We start from the raw sequence: 14,854 nt of genomic DNA, 5'->3' as shown, positions 1-14,854 counted from the left end.
TTTTCAGACGGCCTATATATAATGATGAATTTGGAGAATAATGATGCCTGAATTACCTGAGGTGGAAACGACTTTACGCGGAATCGCGCCGCATATTGATGGCAAAAAGATAGAAAAAGTCATTATTCGCCAGTTTAAATTGAGATGGCCTATTCATCCAAACTTGGCGCAAATTTTGGCCGGGCGCAAAGTTTTGGCATGCAACCGGCGTGCGAAGTATTTGATTATTACTTTTGAAACGGGTATTTTACTTATTCATTTGGGTATGTCCGGTAGTTTGCGGATTTTTACCGCCAATGATGAGCGTATCGCCACGCCGGATAAGCACGATCATTTAGATTTTGTATTTGATGACGGTACCGTATTGCGTTATCACGATCCGCGTAAATTTGGTGCGGTGTTGTGGTATGAGGGTATTGCCGAACATCATCCTTTGTTGGAAAAACTGGGGCCGGAGCCGCTCTCGGACGATTTTGATGCAAATTATCTGTATCAGAAATTAAAAACCCAGAAGCGTGCAGTCAAATTAGCGCTGATGGATAATGCGGTGGTGGTTGGCGTCGGCAATATCTATGCGAATGAAAGTCTGTTTAAGGCAGGTATTTCGCCATTGCGTCCGGCGAATAAGCTGACCAAGAAAGAATGCGCATTATTGGTGGAGACCGTTAAAGCGGTTCTGCAAAGGGCGATTGAAACGGGCGGCAGTACGTTGCGAGACTTCGTTAATAGCGATGGAAAAAGCGGCTACTTTCAGCAGGAATATACGGTCTATGGCCGCCACAATGAGCCTTGTGTCCAATGTGGCGGGCTGATTTTTAAAGAAACTTTGGGGCAGCGTGGAACATTTTATTGTCCAAATTGCCAGAAATAGTTTCAGAAGGCCTTAAATATCAGAGGCCGTCTGAAAATAATAAACACAATACAGAAGAAATTTTATGTCTAAACAAAAAGCTCCTTTTTTTAAACGACTGGGCAGACTTTGCCGTTTGGCGGCTTGGTTATTCAGAACCGGTCGGGATTTGCGTGCCATCGATGGCAACAATGCAGAGGAACGCAATCACGCTGTGGTTGTTTTGGGAAAAGGTGCGTTGGATGCTTTGGATATCGAATTGGAAATCGGCGTACCGCCTCAAGGAAATGTGAGCGGTACTTTGGTGGTGGCCAACCATGTGTCTTGGTTGGATATTTTTGCCATGAGCGCCGTTTATCCGAGCAGTTTTATTGCAAAAAAGGAAATCAGCGATTGGCCGGTTTTGGGGAAAATGGGTAAAAATGCCGGCACGGTGTTTATCAACCGTAATTCCCGCCGTGATGTCGAGCCGATTAATCAGGCGATTTGTGCGGCGTTGAAAGCAGGGCAGAATGTCAGCTTCTTCCCCGAGGCGCGCACCTCTTCCGGCTTGGGTATTTTGCCGTTTAAGGCAGCCCTGTTTCAATCAGCTATTGATGCGAAAGCGCCGATTCAGGCAGTGACCTTACGCTATTATGATGACGAAGGACAACGGACGGAACTGCCATCCTATGCGGAGGTAAATCTGTTTCAGTCTTTATGGCGCATTGTTTCTATGAAGAAAACCCGTATCCGTTTGGATTTCTCGCCACAGTACAAACCGACAGACATGCCGGATAAAGACCGCTATGCTTTGAAGGATATTGCGGAAACAGCCATCGGCGAAATTGTGGCTTCGGATTCGCCCGTTCAGCCCTTACCTAAAAAATAATTTCAGTCAGGTACTTGTTTTATTTCAGACAGCCTTCATTTAGAAGAATAGCTGTTTTCGGTTTAATTGAATTGATAGTTTGATGTAATTAATATTATTTGAACTATAAATTATACAAATCGATAAGCCTGCATTAAAATGCAAGCATTGATTCATTTCTCTAACCCGAATTTTTAAAGGAGCTTAAAAATGGCTTTGCAAGATCGTACCGGTCAAAAAGTACCTTCCGTAGTATTCCACACTCGCGTTGGCGACACTTGGAAAGATGTTTCTACTGATGATTTGTTTAAAGGCAAAAAAGTAGTCGTGTTCTCTCTGCCTGGCGCATTTACTCCAACTTGTTCTTCTTCTCACCTGCCACGCTACAACGAATTGTTTGGCGCGTTCAAAGAAAACGGTGTTGACGCAATCTACTGCGTATCTGTAAACGACACTTTCGTGATGAACGCTTGGGCTGCTGAAGAAGAAGCCGACAACATCTACATGATTCCTGATGGTAACGCTGAATTCACTGAAGGCATGGGCATGTTGGTTGACAAAGAAGACTTGGGCTTCGGCAAACGCTCTTGGCGTTACTCCATGCTGGTTAACGACGGCGTGATTGAAAAAATGTTTATCGAACCTGAAGAACCAGGCGATCCTTTCAAAGTGTCTGACGCTGACACTATGTTGAAATTTATCGCTCCTGAGTGGAAAGCTCAAGAGTCTGTTGCCATCTTCACCAAACCTGGCTGCCAATTCTGTGCTAAAGCTAAAAAAGCTCTGCAAGACAAAGGCTTGTCTTACGAAGAAATCGTATTGGGTAAAGATGCAACTGTTACTTCCGTACGCGCTATTACCGGCAAGATGACTGCTCCTCAAGTATTCATCGGCGGCAAATACATCGGCGGCAGCGAAGACTTGGAAGCTTACTTGGCTAAAAACTAATTGCCTGTATGCTTGAGACGGCTTGAAAAGGCCGTCTGAAAGACCCAAATATAGAGTTATTCAGACGACGTTTGCAAATCGGCGTTCTGAATAACTCTATATTTACAAGTAGAATTTGAGATTATTGTTTTAAATCGATATTTAGGTATTAGCTATTGATTTTTAAATTTTGATAGTTTATGAAGTTTAGGCCGTCTGAAAACGGATAACCTGATGGCAATATCGGTTTGGATATAGACAGTAAGGATAAAATATGAAGAAGATTCAAGCAGATGTGGTAGTACTGGGTGGCGGTACAGCCGGTATGGGCGCATTTCGTAATGCCCGACTTCATACAGACAATGTTTACCTGATTGAAAACAATGTATTCGGAACAACTTGTGCGCGTGTCGGCTGCATGCCGTCCAAATTACTGATTGCGGCTGCGGAAGCGCGCTATCATGCTCTGCATACCGATCCATTTGGCGTGCATTTGGATAAAGACAGCGTAACGGTAAACGGTGAAGAAGTCATGCACCGCGTGAAGTCCGAACGCGACCGTTTTGTCGGTTTTGTGGTCAGCGATGTAGAAGAGTGGCCTGCCGACAAGCGTATTATGGGTACGGCAAAATTTGTTGACGAACACACCGTCCAAATCGATGACCACACTCAAATTACTGCAAAAAGTTTTGTGATTGCCACCGGTTCGCGCCCTGTGATTTTCCCTCAGTGGGAAGTTTTAGGCGATCGCTTGATTGTGAACGATGATGTTTTCTCTTGGGATACCCTGCCTAAGAGTGTGGCCGTGTTCGGCCCTGGCGTAATCGGCTTAGAGTTGGGTCAGGCTTTGCACCGTTTGGGCGTAAAGGTTGAGATTTTTGGCATGGCCGGTGCGATTGGCGGTATTTCCGACCCTGTTGTCGCTGAAGAAGCCAAAACCGTTTTTGGTGAAGAGTTGACTTTGCATTTGGATGCCAAAACCGAAGTCAAATTGGACGCAGAAGGCAATGTTGAAGTTCATTGGGAACAAGATGGCGAAAAAGGTGTGTTCCATGCCGAATATGCTTTGGCTGCCGCCGGCCGCCGTCCGAACGTGGACAATATCGGTTTGGAAAACCTGAATATCGAAAAAGATGCACGTGGCGTGCCTGTTGCCGATCCGCTGACCATGCAAACCAGCATTCCGCACATCTTTATCGCCGGCGATGCGTCCAATCAATTGCCTCTGCTGCATGAAGCTTCCGACCAAGGCAAAATTGCCGGTCACAATGCCGCTATTTTCCCGAATATTGAGGGCGGTTTGCGCCGTAGCGTCATCGGCGTGGTATTCACCAGCCCGCAAATTGCCACTATCGGCTTGAAATACGCGCAAGTTGCGGCGAAATATCAGCCTGATGAGTTTGTAATCGGCGAAGTTTCCTTCCGAAACCAAGGCCGCAGCCGCGTTATGTTGGTAAACAAAGGCCATATGCGTTTGTATGCTGAAAAAGCGACCGGCCGTTTCATTGGTGCGGAAGTTGTCGGCCCTGCTGCCGAACATTTGGCACACTTGATGGCTTGGGCGCATCAAATGAAGATGACTATTCCGCAAATGCTGGATATGCCGTTCTACCATCCGGTTATCGAGGAAGGTCTGCGTACTGCATTGCGTGATGCCGATGCAAAATTGAAACAGGCTTGATTATTTGATGGAACAAAGGCCGTCTGAAACTCGTAGTAAGGTTTCAGACGGCCTTTTTTTTATGCTTTGAAGCTGTTAAATCAATTCTAAATCCGGACCGGCATTTTGTGCGCGACGGCTTCGTAATTGAATGTCTAAGCGCAAATCATGGGCAGAGTCGGCATTTTTAATGGCGTCTTGATAGCTGATATCGCCGTTTTCATACAAATCATACAAGGCCTGGTCAAAAGTAATCATGCCCATGCCAGTTGATTTTTTCATCATTTCTTTGATGTTGTGGACTTCGCCTTTTTGAATCAAGTCGGCAATAATCGGCGAATTGAGCAAAACTTCAACCGCTGCCACACGACCCCGTCCGCTTTCACGGGGAATCAGTCGTTGTGAAATAAAGGCTTGCAGGTTGAGCGATAAGTCGGTTAGCAATTGGTTACGGCGCTCTTCGGGGAAGAAGTTGATGATGCGGTCGAGCGCTTGGTTGGTGCTGTTGGCGTGCAGTGTCGCCATACACAAATGGCCGGTTTCCGCGAAGGAAATGGCGTAGTCCATGGTCTCGCGGTCGCGGATTTCGCCAATCAGGATAACATCCGGCGCTTGGCGCAGGGTATTTTTCAGCGCAATCGGCCAATTTTCGGTATCTACGCCGATTTCGCGTTGGGTGATGATGCAGTTTTTATGTTGGTGGATAAATTCAATCGGATCTTCGATGGTGATAATGTGGTCAAAGCTGTTTTCGTTTCGATAGTCGATAAGGGAGGCGAGGGAGGTGGACTTGCCCGAACCTGTACCGCCGACAAAAATAATCAGGCCGCGTTTTCTGAGGGCGATGTCTTTCAGAATAGGGGGCAGATTGAGCGTTTCAAATTTAGGGATATTGCTGGTAATGGAGCGGAATACCAATGCAGTCGCACCGCGTTGAACCATTGCATTGACACGGAAGCGGCTGGTATCGGGTAGGCTGATGGCGAAGTTGCATTCGTTGGTGGTAGAAAATTCTTCGATTTGTTTGGAAGACATAATCGAAAAAGCGATTTCCATACATTTTTCAGCGCTTAACGGCTCATCGGTTAACCGCATGATTTTGCCGTCCACTTTCATGGCCGGCGGGAAATTGGTGGTAATGAAAAGGTCGGAGCCTTTGTATTTGTTCATGTGGCGTAGCCAAGTGAACAATTCTTCTTTTGCGCCCGGAGTATTTTCGTCAAACATAAGAATTCAGATAGTTAATGTTAAGTTATTTTATTGAAAATAATTATAACAGAAGCAATCATTATTTGCTGTTTTGCCGCTAGAGCGGCTATCTGTTTTAAATTGAGTGTCGTGCTGGGAATATAGCAGATTTTTCGGCATCCCTGTGATTTTAAATTCTGCTGTTATAATGTTGCCCGATTAGTGAACGGAAAGGTAATGAGATGTCAGTACAAACAATTGCCGTGGTCGGCGCAATGGAACAGGAAATCGAGCTTTTGCGTGAAAGCATGGCAGATGTCAAGCATGTGTCCTTCGGTAAATTCTCGGCATATGAAGGCGAATTGGCCGGAAAACGCACGGTTTTGGTTTTGAGCGGTATCGGTAAGGTCAATGCGGCGGTTTCGACTTCTTGGGTTATTCATCAGTTTGCACCGGATTGCGTCATCAATACCGGCAGCGCAGGCGGTTTGGGCAAAGGCCTGAAGGTTGGCGATGTGGTCATCGGCGAAACTGTGGCGCATCATGATGTTGATGTAACGGCTTTTGGTTATGTTTGGGGGCAAGTGCCGCAACTTCCTGCCGTGTTTGCATCGGATGAAAACCTGATTCGCCAAGCAGAAAAGGCGGCGCAAGTGTTTGAATGTGCGGCCGTAGCTCAAGGCCTGATTGTCAGTGGTGACCGTTTTGTACACAGCAGCGAAGGTGTCGCGGAAATTCGCAGTCATTTTCCTGACGTAAAAGCAGTGGAAATGGAAGCTGCGGCGATTGCGCAAACTTGTCATCAGTTGGAAGTGCCGTTTGTGATTATTCGCGCCGTATCCGATTCAGCAGATGAGAAAGCGGACATCAGCTTTGAAGAGTTTTTGAAAACGGCGGCCGTCAGCTCGGCGAAGATGGTTACCGAGATTGTCAAATCACTATAAAATCATGCAGAAGCGTTGAATTTCCGTTAGAATACGGAACGATTCAACCTTATTCTAAGGCCGTCTGAAAACCGAATCCCTGTTTTTTCAGACGGCCTTTCAGCCTTTAATTGTATTTATCTTAATAACAATATGAAAAACATACGGAATTTCTCCATCATTGCCCACATCGACCACGGTAAATCGACGCTTGCCGACCGTTTTATCCAATACTGCGGCGGTTTGGATTTGCGCGAAATGAGTACGCAGGTGCTCGACTCTATGGACATCGAAAAAGAGCGCGGCATTACCATCAAAGCGCAAACCGCCGCGCTCAACTATAAAGCACGCGACGGGCAGGTGTATCAGCTTAACCTGATTGACACGCCGGGACACGTCGACTTTTCTTACGAAGTATCCCGTTCGCTGTCTGCCTGCGAAGGTGCGCTTTTGGTTGTCGACGCATCGCAAGGTGTGGAAGCGCAAACTGTGGCGAACTGCTATACCGCAATTGATTTGGGCGTGGAAGTCGTGCCTATTTTGAACAAAATCGACCTGCCTGCCGCCGACCCCGAGCGCGTGGAACAGGAAATCGAAGACATCATCGGCATTGATGCGGTCGGCGCGGTGCAATGTTCTGCCAAAAGCGGCATCGGCGTGGAAGACGTTTTGGAAGAAATCGTTGCCAAAATCCCCGCGCCGACAGGCGATGAAAATGCGCCGCTGCAAGCCGTTATCGTCGATTCGTGGTTTGACAACTACGTCGGCGTGGTCATGTTGATTCGTGTGAAAAACGGCACCATCAAGCTGAAAGACAAAGTGCGCTTTATGAGCACTAAAGCGGAAACGCAGGTCGAGCAGCTGGGTGTATTCACGCCGAAATCGGTTCAAAAACAAGAACTCAAAGCCGGCGAAGTGGGCTTTTTGATTACCGGCGTGAAAGAATTGGGACAGGCAAAAGTCGGCGATACGGTGACTTTGGTTGCCAACCCCGCCTCTGAGCCGCTGCCCGGCTTCCAAGAGGTGCAAAGCCAAGTATTCGCGGGTCTCTATCCGGTGGAAAGCCACGACTACGAAGCCTTGCGTGACGCTTTGGAAAAATTGCAGCTGAACGATGCTTCGTTGAAATTTGAGCCTGAAGTTTCCCAGGCATTGGGCTTCGGCTTCCGTTGCGGCTTCTTGGGTCTGTTGCACTTGGAAATCGTTCAGGAACGTTTGGAGCGCGAGTTCGACATGGACTTGATTACCACTGCGCCAACAGTGGTTTATGAAGTCGTGTTGAAAAACGGCGAGAAAATCGAAGTTGAAAACCCGTCCAAACTGCCTGAAATCAGTACCATCGAAACTATTCTTGAGCCGATTATCACTGCGACCATTCTTGTGCCACAGGAATATGTCGGCAACGTCATGACTTTGTGTAACCAAAAGCGCGGCGTTCAGGTCAATATGCAATATATGGGCCGCCAAGTCATGCTGACTTATGATTTGCCGATGAACGAAGTCGTGATGGACTTTTTCGACAAACTCAAATCCACCTCGCGCGGCTATGCTTCGTTGGACTACCATTTCAAAGAGTTCCAACCGTCTGATTTGATTAAGCTCGACATTATGGTCAACGGCGAAAAAGTCGATGCCTTGAGCCTGATTGTGCACCGTCAAAGCGCCGTTCATCGCGGTCGAGAGCTGGCATCAAAAATGCGCGAACTGATTCCGCGCCAAATGTTCGACATCGCCGTCCAAGCCGCCATCGGCGGCCAGATTATCGCCCGTGAGAACGTCAAAGCCCTGCGTAAAAACGTTTTGGCGAAATGTTACGGCGGCGATATTACGCGTAAGAAAAAACTTCTTGAAAAACAAAAAGCAGGTAAGCGCCGCATGAAACAAGTGGGCAATGTGGAAATTCCGCAAAGCGCATTCTTGGCGATTCTGCAAGTGAGTGATAAATAATGAGTATAAATCTGACTTTAGGCGCAATCGTTGTGCTGCTGGCCGGCTTGGTCCTCAACTTCAAAAGCAGCAAAGAGCGTCAGGAAAACGGCGAATGGAGCTCCGGCCTGCAATGGAGTTATCTCCTGTGTATGGTCGGCGTATTCGGCATTTTGTCCGAGTTTATGAGCTTTACCGCCGTATTGCTGGTGTTTGTCGTGTTCACCGGTATTGTTTGGGCAATCCATAAAGGCCGTCTGAAAAAAAGCGAGACCGGCGAAGACAATGCACATTTTACCGACTACATGGGCGGTTTTTTCCCCATCATCTTGGTCATCTTTTTGTTGCGCAGCTTTATTGCCGAGCCATTCCAAATTCCGTCCAGCTCCATGCGTCCGGGCTTGGTCAAAGGCGATTTTATCTTGGTGAACAAATTCTCTTACGGTATCCGCCTGCCGATTTTGAATAAGGTCATTATCCCTGTCGGTAATATTGCCCGAGGCGATGTCGTGGTGTTCAATTACCCACTTCAGCCTGAGATGAATTACATCAAGCGTATCGTCGGTATTCCGGGCGACGTTGTGGAATACCGTGATAAGGTTTTGACTGTTAACGGAGAAATTATTTCTGAAAAACCAAACGGTAATTATCAATACGCAGATGATACCGATCCGTCTATGATTCATACGCTTGAGCGTTTTCATACGGCCTTAAACGGCAAAAACTTTGATGTGGTCAAAGAGGCCGGTCAGCCTTCCGTATCTATTGCCGTATTGAACAAATACACCTCCGAAGTGATGCCTGAAAGTAATTACTCGCTTGAAACAAGCGGTTTGGAAAATTGTGAATACGCAGAAGACGGTAATGGCTTTATCTGTAAAGTTCCTGAAGGCCGTTATTTCGCGATGGGCGACAACCGCGACAATAGCGCCGATTCCCGTTACTGGGGATTTGTTGATGACAAACTAATCGTCGGTAAAGCCTTTTTCGTTTGGATGAACTTTGGCGAACTCAGCCGTATTGGTACCAGTATCCAATAAGCAATAACAGATTAAAAGGCCGTCTGAAATTTTTCAGACGGCCTTTTTGTATCTATTTTTTGTCTTTTAACGAACCTAAATAAATCGCCAATAAAGTCAAAGTGGCGCCGCTCCATTGGACGGTATTAATCGGTTTATCCAGCCAGAAATAATCGATCAACATGGCGGCGACTGGTTCGGAGAGCAGTAGCAGGCCGGTCAGTGACAAGGATAAAAGCGGGATGGCGTAAGCAATTAATGCCCAAGCAAAGCATTGCATGACGATGCCGTAGATGGAGACTAGAATCACATCGTTTAAAGTTTTGGGGTATAGATGGGCGGCATCGAATAGTAGAGATGGGATGACCAGCGCCATTGCGCCGCCGAAGCTTAAAATCATCATCAGAGGAAACAAACCGACTTTTTCCTGCTCATGGGTTTTGCGTACAAAGACCATAGACAGGGCCAGCATGGCGCCGGACACTACGCCGCTGACAAATCCCCATGCAGCGTTGTCGTTATGACCGAACTCTGGGCTGCCGATTAAGGCTACGCCTATGGTGGCTAATATCAAACTTAAAATTTGTAAGGTACTTAGGCGTTCTGAATAAAAGAAGAAGCCGATGGCGGCTAAAAAGAAAATCTGCAGGCTATTGAGCAAGGTGGAAATGCCGGGGCCTACGGCGTGAATGCTTTCGTGCCAAAGGGCGAGGTCGAATGCGAGGAAAACGCCGGATAAGAGTGCGTAGCCAACCGTTTTTCTTTTCGTGGGCATTTTTTGCCTGAAAAAACGTCCGAGCAGGAAGAATATGGGGGCGGCAATCAGTAAACGCCAGAATGCGATGGCGTAAGAGCCGACATCGACAAATTTGACGATCAAACTGCCCAAGCCGAAGACGACGCAGCCGACGACCAATAGGGGCGCTGCATAATTTCCCGAACGTGTCTCCATCGGCTTCTCCATCAATCAAATGAAGACGATTATTCCATAAAAGATGGATGAGGCGCTAATGATAAATAGTGGTGGGCCAAGATAAAGGTTTATGATGAAAGGCCGTCTGAAAACTATTTCAGACGGCCTTTTGATGATTTTCTGGCTTGATTTAGTATGGTTGTAGTATAAAATCGTTTTACGCCGTGTTTTCAGACGGCCCGATCAGTTTTGGTTTTGAGAAAAGGATTATTGGAAATGGCAAACCCTATTCGTGCGTTTTTGGATTATGTGCCGTCGGTTGATGAGTCTTGTTTTGTAGATGAGACTTCGGTAGTGATTGGCGAAGTGTCGCTGGCGGAAGATGTATCGATTTGGCCTTATGCCGTATTGCGCGGCGATGTGAACAGCATTTCTATCGGTAAGCGCAGTAATGTGCAGGATGGCAGCGTCTTGCATGTGTCGCATAAGAATGCGGCGAAGCCCGATGGTTCGCCTTTGATTATCGGTGACGATGTGACGATTGGGCATAAGGTCATGCTGCATGGCTGCCGAATTGGGAATCGTGTGTTGGTGGGCATGGGCTCGATTATTTTGGACGATACGGTTGTCGAAGATGATGTGATGATAGGCGCGGGCAGTTTGGTACCGCCGCGCAAACGTTTGGAAAGTGGTTTTTTATACGTTGGCTCGCCTGTGAAACAAGTGCGTCCGCTGACGGATGAGGAAAAGGAATTTTTGACGTATTCCTCTGCGCATTATGTCCGCCTGTCCGGCCAGCATAAAATTTCAAAATAAGGAAAACCAATCCAATGAACGCAATTTATCTGGCTTCAGGCAGTCCGCGCCGTCGTGAGATTTTGGAAAATTTGGGTTTCACGGTACACCGCCTCCCAGCGGATATTGATGAAACCCCTAAAGAAGGCGAAGCTGCGGTAGAGTATGTGCGCCGTATGGCATGCGAGAAAAATCAGGCGGCGGTGGCGCAATGGTTTGCAGCTCATGATCAAGAGCCTGAGTTTGCTGTATTGACGGCGGATACGACGGTGGCGGATGGTGCGGCTATTTTGGGTAAACCGGAATCCGAGGCGGATGCGGTCGATATGCTGGAACGTTTGTCCGGACGGACGCATCAAGTGCTGACGGCTGTATGCGTTTACTGGCAAGGCGTGCGTTATGATGTGGTGCAGACGAGCGAAGTGCGCTTTAAAACGTTGACGGCTGAGGAGATTGCAGCCTATGTTGCCAGCGGCGAGCCGATGGATAAAGCCGGTGCGTATGGGATTCAGGGTTTGGGCGGCGTATTTGTCGAGCATTTGCAGGGCAGTTTTACGGGCGTGATGGGTTTGCCGGTTTATGAGACCGCTCAGCTACTAAAATCTTTGGGTTTGGAAGCGCCGCCGTTTGCTTAAAATTAGGCAAATGCCGTCTGAAAGCGTGCCGACAAAAACGCCTGTTTCAGTTACAATACTGCCTTAAACAGCTTGCTTGAAGAAAGATATGAAAGAACATAAGGCCCGGAAACGCTTCGGGCAGAATTTTTTGCAGGATACGCGGATTATTAGCGATATTGTCAACGCGGTCAGACCGCAGCCCGATGATATCGTGATTGAAATCGGCCCGGGCTTGGCAGCCATTACCGAGCCTTTGGCGAAAAAACTCAATCGCCTGCATGTTTGCGAAATCGACCGCGACATCGTACGCCGTCTGAAAACCTTGCCGTTTGCAGATAAATTGGTGATACATGAAGGCGATGTATTGCAGTTTGATTTCAACAGCATTGAAGGCAAGAAAAAAATTGTCGGTAACCTACCGTACAATATTTCCACACCGCTTTTGTTCCGATTGAGCGAAGTGGCAGACGATGTGATCGATATGCACTTTATGCTGCAAAAAGAAGTGGTCGAACGCATGGTGGCGCAGCCGAAAACCAACGACTATGGCCGTTTGGGCGTGATGCTGCAATATTTCTTCGACATGGAAATGTTGATTGAAGTACCGCCCGAGTCCTTTGATCCTGCGCCAAAAGTGGATTCGGCCGTCGTGCGCATGATTCCGGTGAAACACCGCATTGGTAAAGCGGAAGATTTTGAACATTTTGCCAAACTGGTGAAACTGGCTTTCCATCAACGCCGCAAAACCATACGCAATAATTTGAAGGAACTTGCCGGCGATGATGATTTGCAGGCAGTCGGCATCAATCCGCAGGACAGGGCAGAACACATTGCTGCTGAGAAATATGTGGAATTGAGCAATTATTTGGTTCAAAAGGCCGTCTGAAAGGTTGGGAACTTAATGTTGAAAAAATATGTCTGGTGTGGGCTGGCTGTACTTATTACCGGTACGGCATTTGCATTAGGCACCGGCGGAGAAGAAACCCTGCGGCGCAAAGCAAAAGCCGGCGATGCTGAAGCGCAATATCTGCTGGCCATGCAGTTGGAAATGACAACAGACCCTGTAAACCCCAAAGAAAGCGAGTTTTACTATTGGCTGAAAAAAGCCGCAGAAAACGGCGAGGGAGCGGCACAAGACTTACTTGATGATATTGAAGCTGAATATGATAAAACAGCTTTAGAAGACGAACTTGCACCTAATGGTTCACAAAAATTGATGAATGAAGTTTTCAAACTGGAAAATCAGAAGCAGAAAAATTATCCGCTGATCAAAGAAAAATTATTTAAAGCGGCAGCTTTGAGCAACTACGCAGCTTTAGCAGATACCGCATGGCTGTTTGGAAATCGGGACAATGCGCAGAAATACGGCGTTCCCTTCAATCCCCTGAAAGCCTGCATCCTGTCGGTATATACCAACAATCGTTATGGCGACTTGAACAAAGATGCATTGGATATATTGTGTCGCGGCATTTATACCAAGGACAACAGTGAGAAAATCGAGCATTACGCCAAACAGATTAAAAACAGGCCGTCCAAAATCTGGTCAATTTTAGAGAATGTCAAATAAACATGATTAAATTCAAAAATGTACACAAACATTTTAAAGATTTGCACGTTATCAACGGCGTGAATTTGGAAGTCAAACAAGGCGAAGTGGTCGTTGTATGCGGCCCTTCGGGCAGTGGCAAATCTACGCTGATTCGTACGGTAAACCAACTCGAGCGCATTGAAAGCGGCGAGATTTGGGTGGACGGCATCAATGTTGCCGATCCGAAAACCGATTTGAACAAAGTGCGCGAAGAAGTGGGCTTTGTGTTCCAAGGGTTCAATCTGTATCCGCATTTGACTGTCTTGGAAAATATTATTCTTTCTCCGATGAAAGTGAAAAACCAAAGCCGTGAAGAGGCGGAAAAGAAAGCGATGGAGCTTTTGGAACGCGTCGGCTTGGCGCATAAAAAAGACGCGCTGCCCGGTCAGCTTTCCGGCGGTCAGCAGCAGCGTGTGGCGATTGCACGCGGTTTGGCGATGGAGCCGCGCGTGATGTTGTTTGACGAGCCGACTTCCGCTCTTGACCCTGAAATGGTCGGCGAAGTATTAAAAGTGATGAAAGACTTGGCGGAAAGCGGCATGACCATGATGTGTGTGACCCATGAGATGGGTTTTGCACGCGAAGTTGCCGACCGTGTGATTTTTGTCGATAAAGGCCAGATTCTGGAAGATGAAACGCCGGAAGAGTTTTTTACTAATCCGAAACACGAGCGTGCCAAACAATTCCTGCAACAGGTGATGACACATTAAACTTAGGCCGTCTGAAATTTCAGACGGCATGATCGGTTTGAATGATTTTGAAAGTTGAACATTATGTATTTTGTTGACCGTACTGCTGTCGTGTTGAAGCCGACCGCCCGTTTTTTGGAATGGCTGAAGTCATCCGATGAGAATATGCCCGATTTGACCATCGAGCAACTGCGCACCAACTGTTCCGTATTCCTGGTGCCGCAATTTGACGAACCCGAATCCGTCATTTCCTATTTTGACGAACGCTACCAGCAGATTTTTGAAGCCGAATTGGCAGGCTGGGACATCGATAAAAGCAAATGGCCGCAAGACATGAGCCTGAAGGCTTTTTGGGAATTCTTCGATACCGAAATCCACGATATGGTTTTGGATATGGAAGAGGCGGAATTGAACATTACGCCTGTTTTCGACAATATGATGTAAAGCCGTGCGAAGTTTTCAGACGGCCTTAAAGCCCTCGCGTTCTTTGAAAATTCTGATTGTCTTCTTACACCTTTCGGCGTTGGCCGTATGCCTTGCCGAGTTTTACGGCTGGATGATGTGGCTGGGTTTGGCGGCATTGGCCGGCAGTTTTGCCTATGCTTGGCACAGAGTTAATTTTCACACTCAAAATGCGGTCAGAAAAATCATCATCGACCGCCAATACCGTGCGACGGTTTACTTGAATGACGAGGAAGAGGGAAGAAGCGCGGTTTTGCAAGACAGCAGTATGTTGACGGTTTATGCTTTGTTTTTGCAATGGAATGTTGACGGAAAAATGGTCAAACACTGCATCTTGCCCGATATGGCCGACCGCGATGCCTACCGCCGTCTGAAAGTATGGGCGCGCTGGTGTCGGGAAAAAGAAGACAAAGCAGAACTTGCGGCAGATATGGATTAAACGGCTGT

Annotated in this window: 16 protein-coding genes; 14 read left to right on the top strand and 2 right to left on the bottom strand. The window is 47.3% G+C overall.

Features of this window, described 5'->3' with window-relative positions; genetic code table 11:
• Positions 1-43 precede the first annotated feature (43 nt).
• The 4 genes from mutM (at position 44) to ACTHS8_RS03855 (ending at position 4,308) form a co-directional block, all read left to right on the top strand.
• Complete coding sequence (gene mutM / locus ACTHS8_RS03870) at positions 44-871, top strand: bifunctional DNA-formamidopyrimidine glycosylase/DNA-(apurinic or apyrimidinic site) lyase (RefSeq protein ID WP_039863624.1); 828 nt, start codon at positions 44-46, stop codon at positions 869-871.
• 64 nt (positions 872-935) lie between these two features.
• Positions 936-1,721 carry a 1-acylglycerol-3-phosphate O-acyltransferase gene (locus tag ACTHS8_RS03865; protein ID WP_440373026.1) on the top strand — a complete coding sequence of 262 codons (786 nt, stop codon included), beginning with the start codon at positions 936-938 and terminating at the stop codon, positions 1,719-1,721.
• 189 nt (positions 1,722-1,910) lie between these two features.
• Complete coding sequence (locus ACTHS8_RS03860; RefSeq protein ID WP_188209826.1) at positions 1,911-2,648, top strand: redoxin family protein; 738 nt, start codon at positions 1,911-1,913, stop codon at positions 2,646-2,648.
• A gap of 253 nt (positions 2,649-2,901) precedes the next feature.
• The gene (locus ACTHS8_RS03855; RefSeq protein ID WP_440373025.1) at positions 2,902-4,308 is read left to right on the top strand and encodes a dihydrolipoyl dehydrogenase; all 1,407 of its coding nucleotides are present in this window, start codon (positions 2,902-2,904) and stop codon (positions 4,306-4,308) included.
• A 75-nt stretch (positions 4,309-4,383) separates the two neighbouring features.
• Here ACTHS8_RS03855 and ACTHS8_RS03850 read toward each other — a convergent pair whose 3' ends face one another.
• Entirely contained in the window at positions 4,384-5,514 is a 1,131-nt protein-coding gene (locus ACTHS8_RS03850) for a PilT/PilU family type 4a pilus ATPase (protein ID WP_440373024.1), read from the bottom strand.
• 203 nt (positions 5,515-5,717) lie between these two features.
• On the opposite strand from ACTHS8_RS03850, the gene ACTHS8_RS03845 reads away from it, so the two are divergent.
• The 3 genes from ACTHS8_RS03845 (at position 5,718) to lepB (ending at position 9,364) form a co-directional block, all read left to right on the top strand.
• The gene (locus ACTHS8_RS03845) at positions 5,718-6,419 is read left to right on the top strand and encodes a 5'-methylthioadenosine/adenosylhomocysteine nucleosidase (protein ID WP_440373023.1); all 702 of its coding nucleotides are present in this window, start codon (positions 5,718-5,720) and stop codon (positions 6,417-6,419) included.
• 132 nt (positions 6,420-6,551) lie between these two features.
• Positions 6,552-8,345, top strand: a complete 1,794-nt coding sequence (gene lepA / locus ACTHS8_RS03840; RefSeq protein WP_440373022.1) for a translation elongation factor 4 — start codon at positions 6,552-6,554, stop codon at positions 8,343-8,345.
• Positions 8,345-9,364 carry a signal peptidase I gene (lepB, locus tag ACTHS8_RS03835; protein WP_440373021.1) on the top strand — a complete coding sequence of 340 codons (1,020 nt, stop codon included), beginning with the start codon at positions 8,345-8,347 and terminating at the stop codon, positions 9,362-9,364. The genes lepA and lepB overlap by 1 nt, the downstream gene beginning before the upstream one ends.
• Positions 9,365-9,416: 52 nt before the next feature.
• Here lepB and ACTHS8_RS03830 read toward each other — a convergent pair whose 3' ends face one another.
• A complete protein-coding gene (locus ACTHS8_RS03830) occupies positions 9,417-10,295 on the bottom strand; it encodes a DMT family transporter (RefSeq protein ID WP_440373020.1) in 879 nt (292 codons plus the stop codon).
• 237 nt (positions 10,296-10,532) lie between these two features.
• Here ACTHS8_RS03830 and ACTHS8_RS03825 point away from each other — a divergent pair, with 237 nt between their 5' ends.
• The 7 genes from ACTHS8_RS03825 to ACTHS8_RS03795 all read left to right on the top strand — a co-directional run bounded on the left by ACTHS8_RS03825 (position 10,533) and on the right by ACTHS8_RS03795 (position 14,846).
• Positions 10,533-11,072: a gamma carbonic anhydrase family protein gene (locus tag ACTHS8_RS03825; protein WP_049350611.1), complete on the top strand. Its 540-nt coding sequence runs from the start codon at positions 10,533-10,535 to the stop codon at positions 11,070-11,072.
• Positions 11,073-11,086: 14 nt separating this feature from the next.
• Positions 11,087-11,686, top strand: a complete 600-nt coding sequence (locus ACTHS8_RS03820) for a Maf family protein (RefSeq protein WP_440373019.1) — start codon at positions 11,087-11,089, stop codon at positions 11,684-11,686.
• An 88-nt stretch (positions 11,687-11,774) separates the two neighbouring features.
• Positions 11,775-12,554 carry a 16S rRNA (adenine(1518)-N(6)/adenine(1519)-N(6))-dimethyltransferase RsmA gene (gene rsmA, locus ACTHS8_RS03815; RefSeq protein WP_036490462.1) on the top strand — a complete coding sequence of 260 codons (780 nt, stop codon included), beginning with the start codon at positions 11,775-11,777 and terminating at the stop codon, positions 12,552-12,554.
• A gap of 15 nt (positions 12,555-12,569) precedes the next feature.
• Entirely contained in the window at positions 12,570-13,235 is a 666-nt protein-coding gene (locus ACTHS8_RS03810; RefSeq protein ID WP_440373018.1) for a sel1 repeat family protein, read from the top strand.
• Positions 13,236-13,237: 2 nt separating this feature from the next.
• Positions 13,238-13,966 (top strand): amino acid ABC transporter ATP-binding protein, encoded by a 729-nt coding sequence (locus tag ACTHS8_RS03805; protein WP_003747231.1) that lies wholly within the window; start codon positions 13,238-13,240, stop codon positions 13,964-13,966.
• 63 nt (positions 13,967-14,029) lie between these two features.
• Positions 14,030-14,389: a hypothetical protein gene (locus tag ACTHS8_RS03800; protein WP_049322913.1), complete on the top strand. Its 360-nt coding sequence runs from the start codon at positions 14,030-14,032 to the stop codon at positions 14,387-14,389.
• A 4-nt stretch (positions 14,390-14,393) separates the two neighbouring features.
• Positions 14,394-14,846 (top strand): protein YgfX, encoded by a 453-nt coding sequence (locus ACTHS8_RS03795; RefSeq protein ID WP_440373017.1) that lies wholly within the window; start codon positions 14,394-14,396, stop codon positions 14,844-14,846.
• Positions 14,847-14,854 lie beyond the last annotated feature (8 nt).

Source organism: Neisseria sp. P0016.S008, from assembly GCF_051957775.1.
Lineage (GTDB): Bacteria > Pseudomonadota > Gammaproteobacteria > Burkholderiales > Neisseriaceae > Neisseria > Neisseria flavescens_B.
This window is presented reverse-complemented; position numbering and strand designations above follow the sequence as displayed.

Excerpts from the sequence above, each read along its gene's own strand:
- mutM (WP_039863624.1), top strand. The coding sequence starts at position 44 with ATGCCTGAATTACCTGAGGTGGAAACGACTTTACGCGGAATCGCGCCG.
- ACTHS8_RS03865 (WP_440373026.1), top strand. The coding sequence starts at position 936 with ATGTCTAAACAAAAAGCTCCTTTTTTTAAACGACTGGGCAGACTTTGC.
- ACTHS8_RS03860 (WP_188209826.1), top strand. The coding sequence starts at position 1,911 with ATGGCTTTGCAAGATCGTACCGGTCAAAAAGTACCTTCCGTAGTATTC.
- ACTHS8_RS03855 (WP_440373025.1), top strand. The coding sequence starts at position 2,902 with ATGAAGAAGATTCAAGCAGATGTGGTAGTACTGGGTGGCGGTACAGCC.
- ACTHS8_RS03850 (WP_440373024.1), bottom strand. The coding sequence starts at position 5,514 with ATGTTTGACGAAAATACTCCGGGCGCAAAAGAAGAATTGTTCACTTGG.
- ACTHS8_RS03845 (WP_440373023.1), top strand. The coding sequence starts at position 5,718 with ATGTCAGTACAAACAATTGCCGTGGTCGGCGCAATGGAACAGGAAATC.
- lepA (WP_440373022.1), top strand. The coding sequence starts at position 6,552 with ATGAAAAACATACGGAATTTCTCCATCATTGCCCACATCGACCACGGT.
- lepB (WP_440373021.1), top strand. The coding sequence starts at position 8,345 with ATGAGTATAAATCTGACTTTAGGCGCAATCGTTGTGCTGCTGGCCGGC.
- ACTHS8_RS03830 (WP_440373020.1), bottom strand. The coding sequence starts at position 10,295 with ATGGAGACACGTTCGGGAAATTATGCAGCGCCCCTATTGGTCGTCGGC.
- ACTHS8_RS03825 (WP_049350611.1), top strand. The coding sequence starts at position 10,533 with ATGGCAAACCCTATTCGTGCGTTTTTGGATTATGTGCCGTCGGTTGAT.
- ACTHS8_RS03820 (WP_440373019.1), top strand. The coding sequence starts at position 11,087 with ATGAACGCAATTTATCTGGCTTCAGGCAGTCCGCGCCGTCGTGAGATT.
- rsmA (WP_036490462.1), top strand. The coding sequence starts at position 11,775 with ATGAAAGAACATAAGGCCCGGAAACGCTTCGGGCAGAATTTTTTGCAG.
- ACTHS8_RS03810 (WP_440373018.1), top strand. The coding sequence starts at position 12,570 with ATGTTGAAAAAATATGTCTGGTGTGGGCTGGCTGTACTTATTACCGGT.
- ACTHS8_RS03805 (WP_003747231.1), top strand. The coding sequence starts at position 13,238 with ATGATTAAATTCAAAAATGTACACAAACATTTTAAAGATTTGCACGTT.
- ACTHS8_RS03800 (WP_049322913.1), top strand. The coding sequence starts at position 14,030 with ATGTATTTTGTTGACCGTACTGCTGTCGTGTTGAAGCCGACCGCCCGT.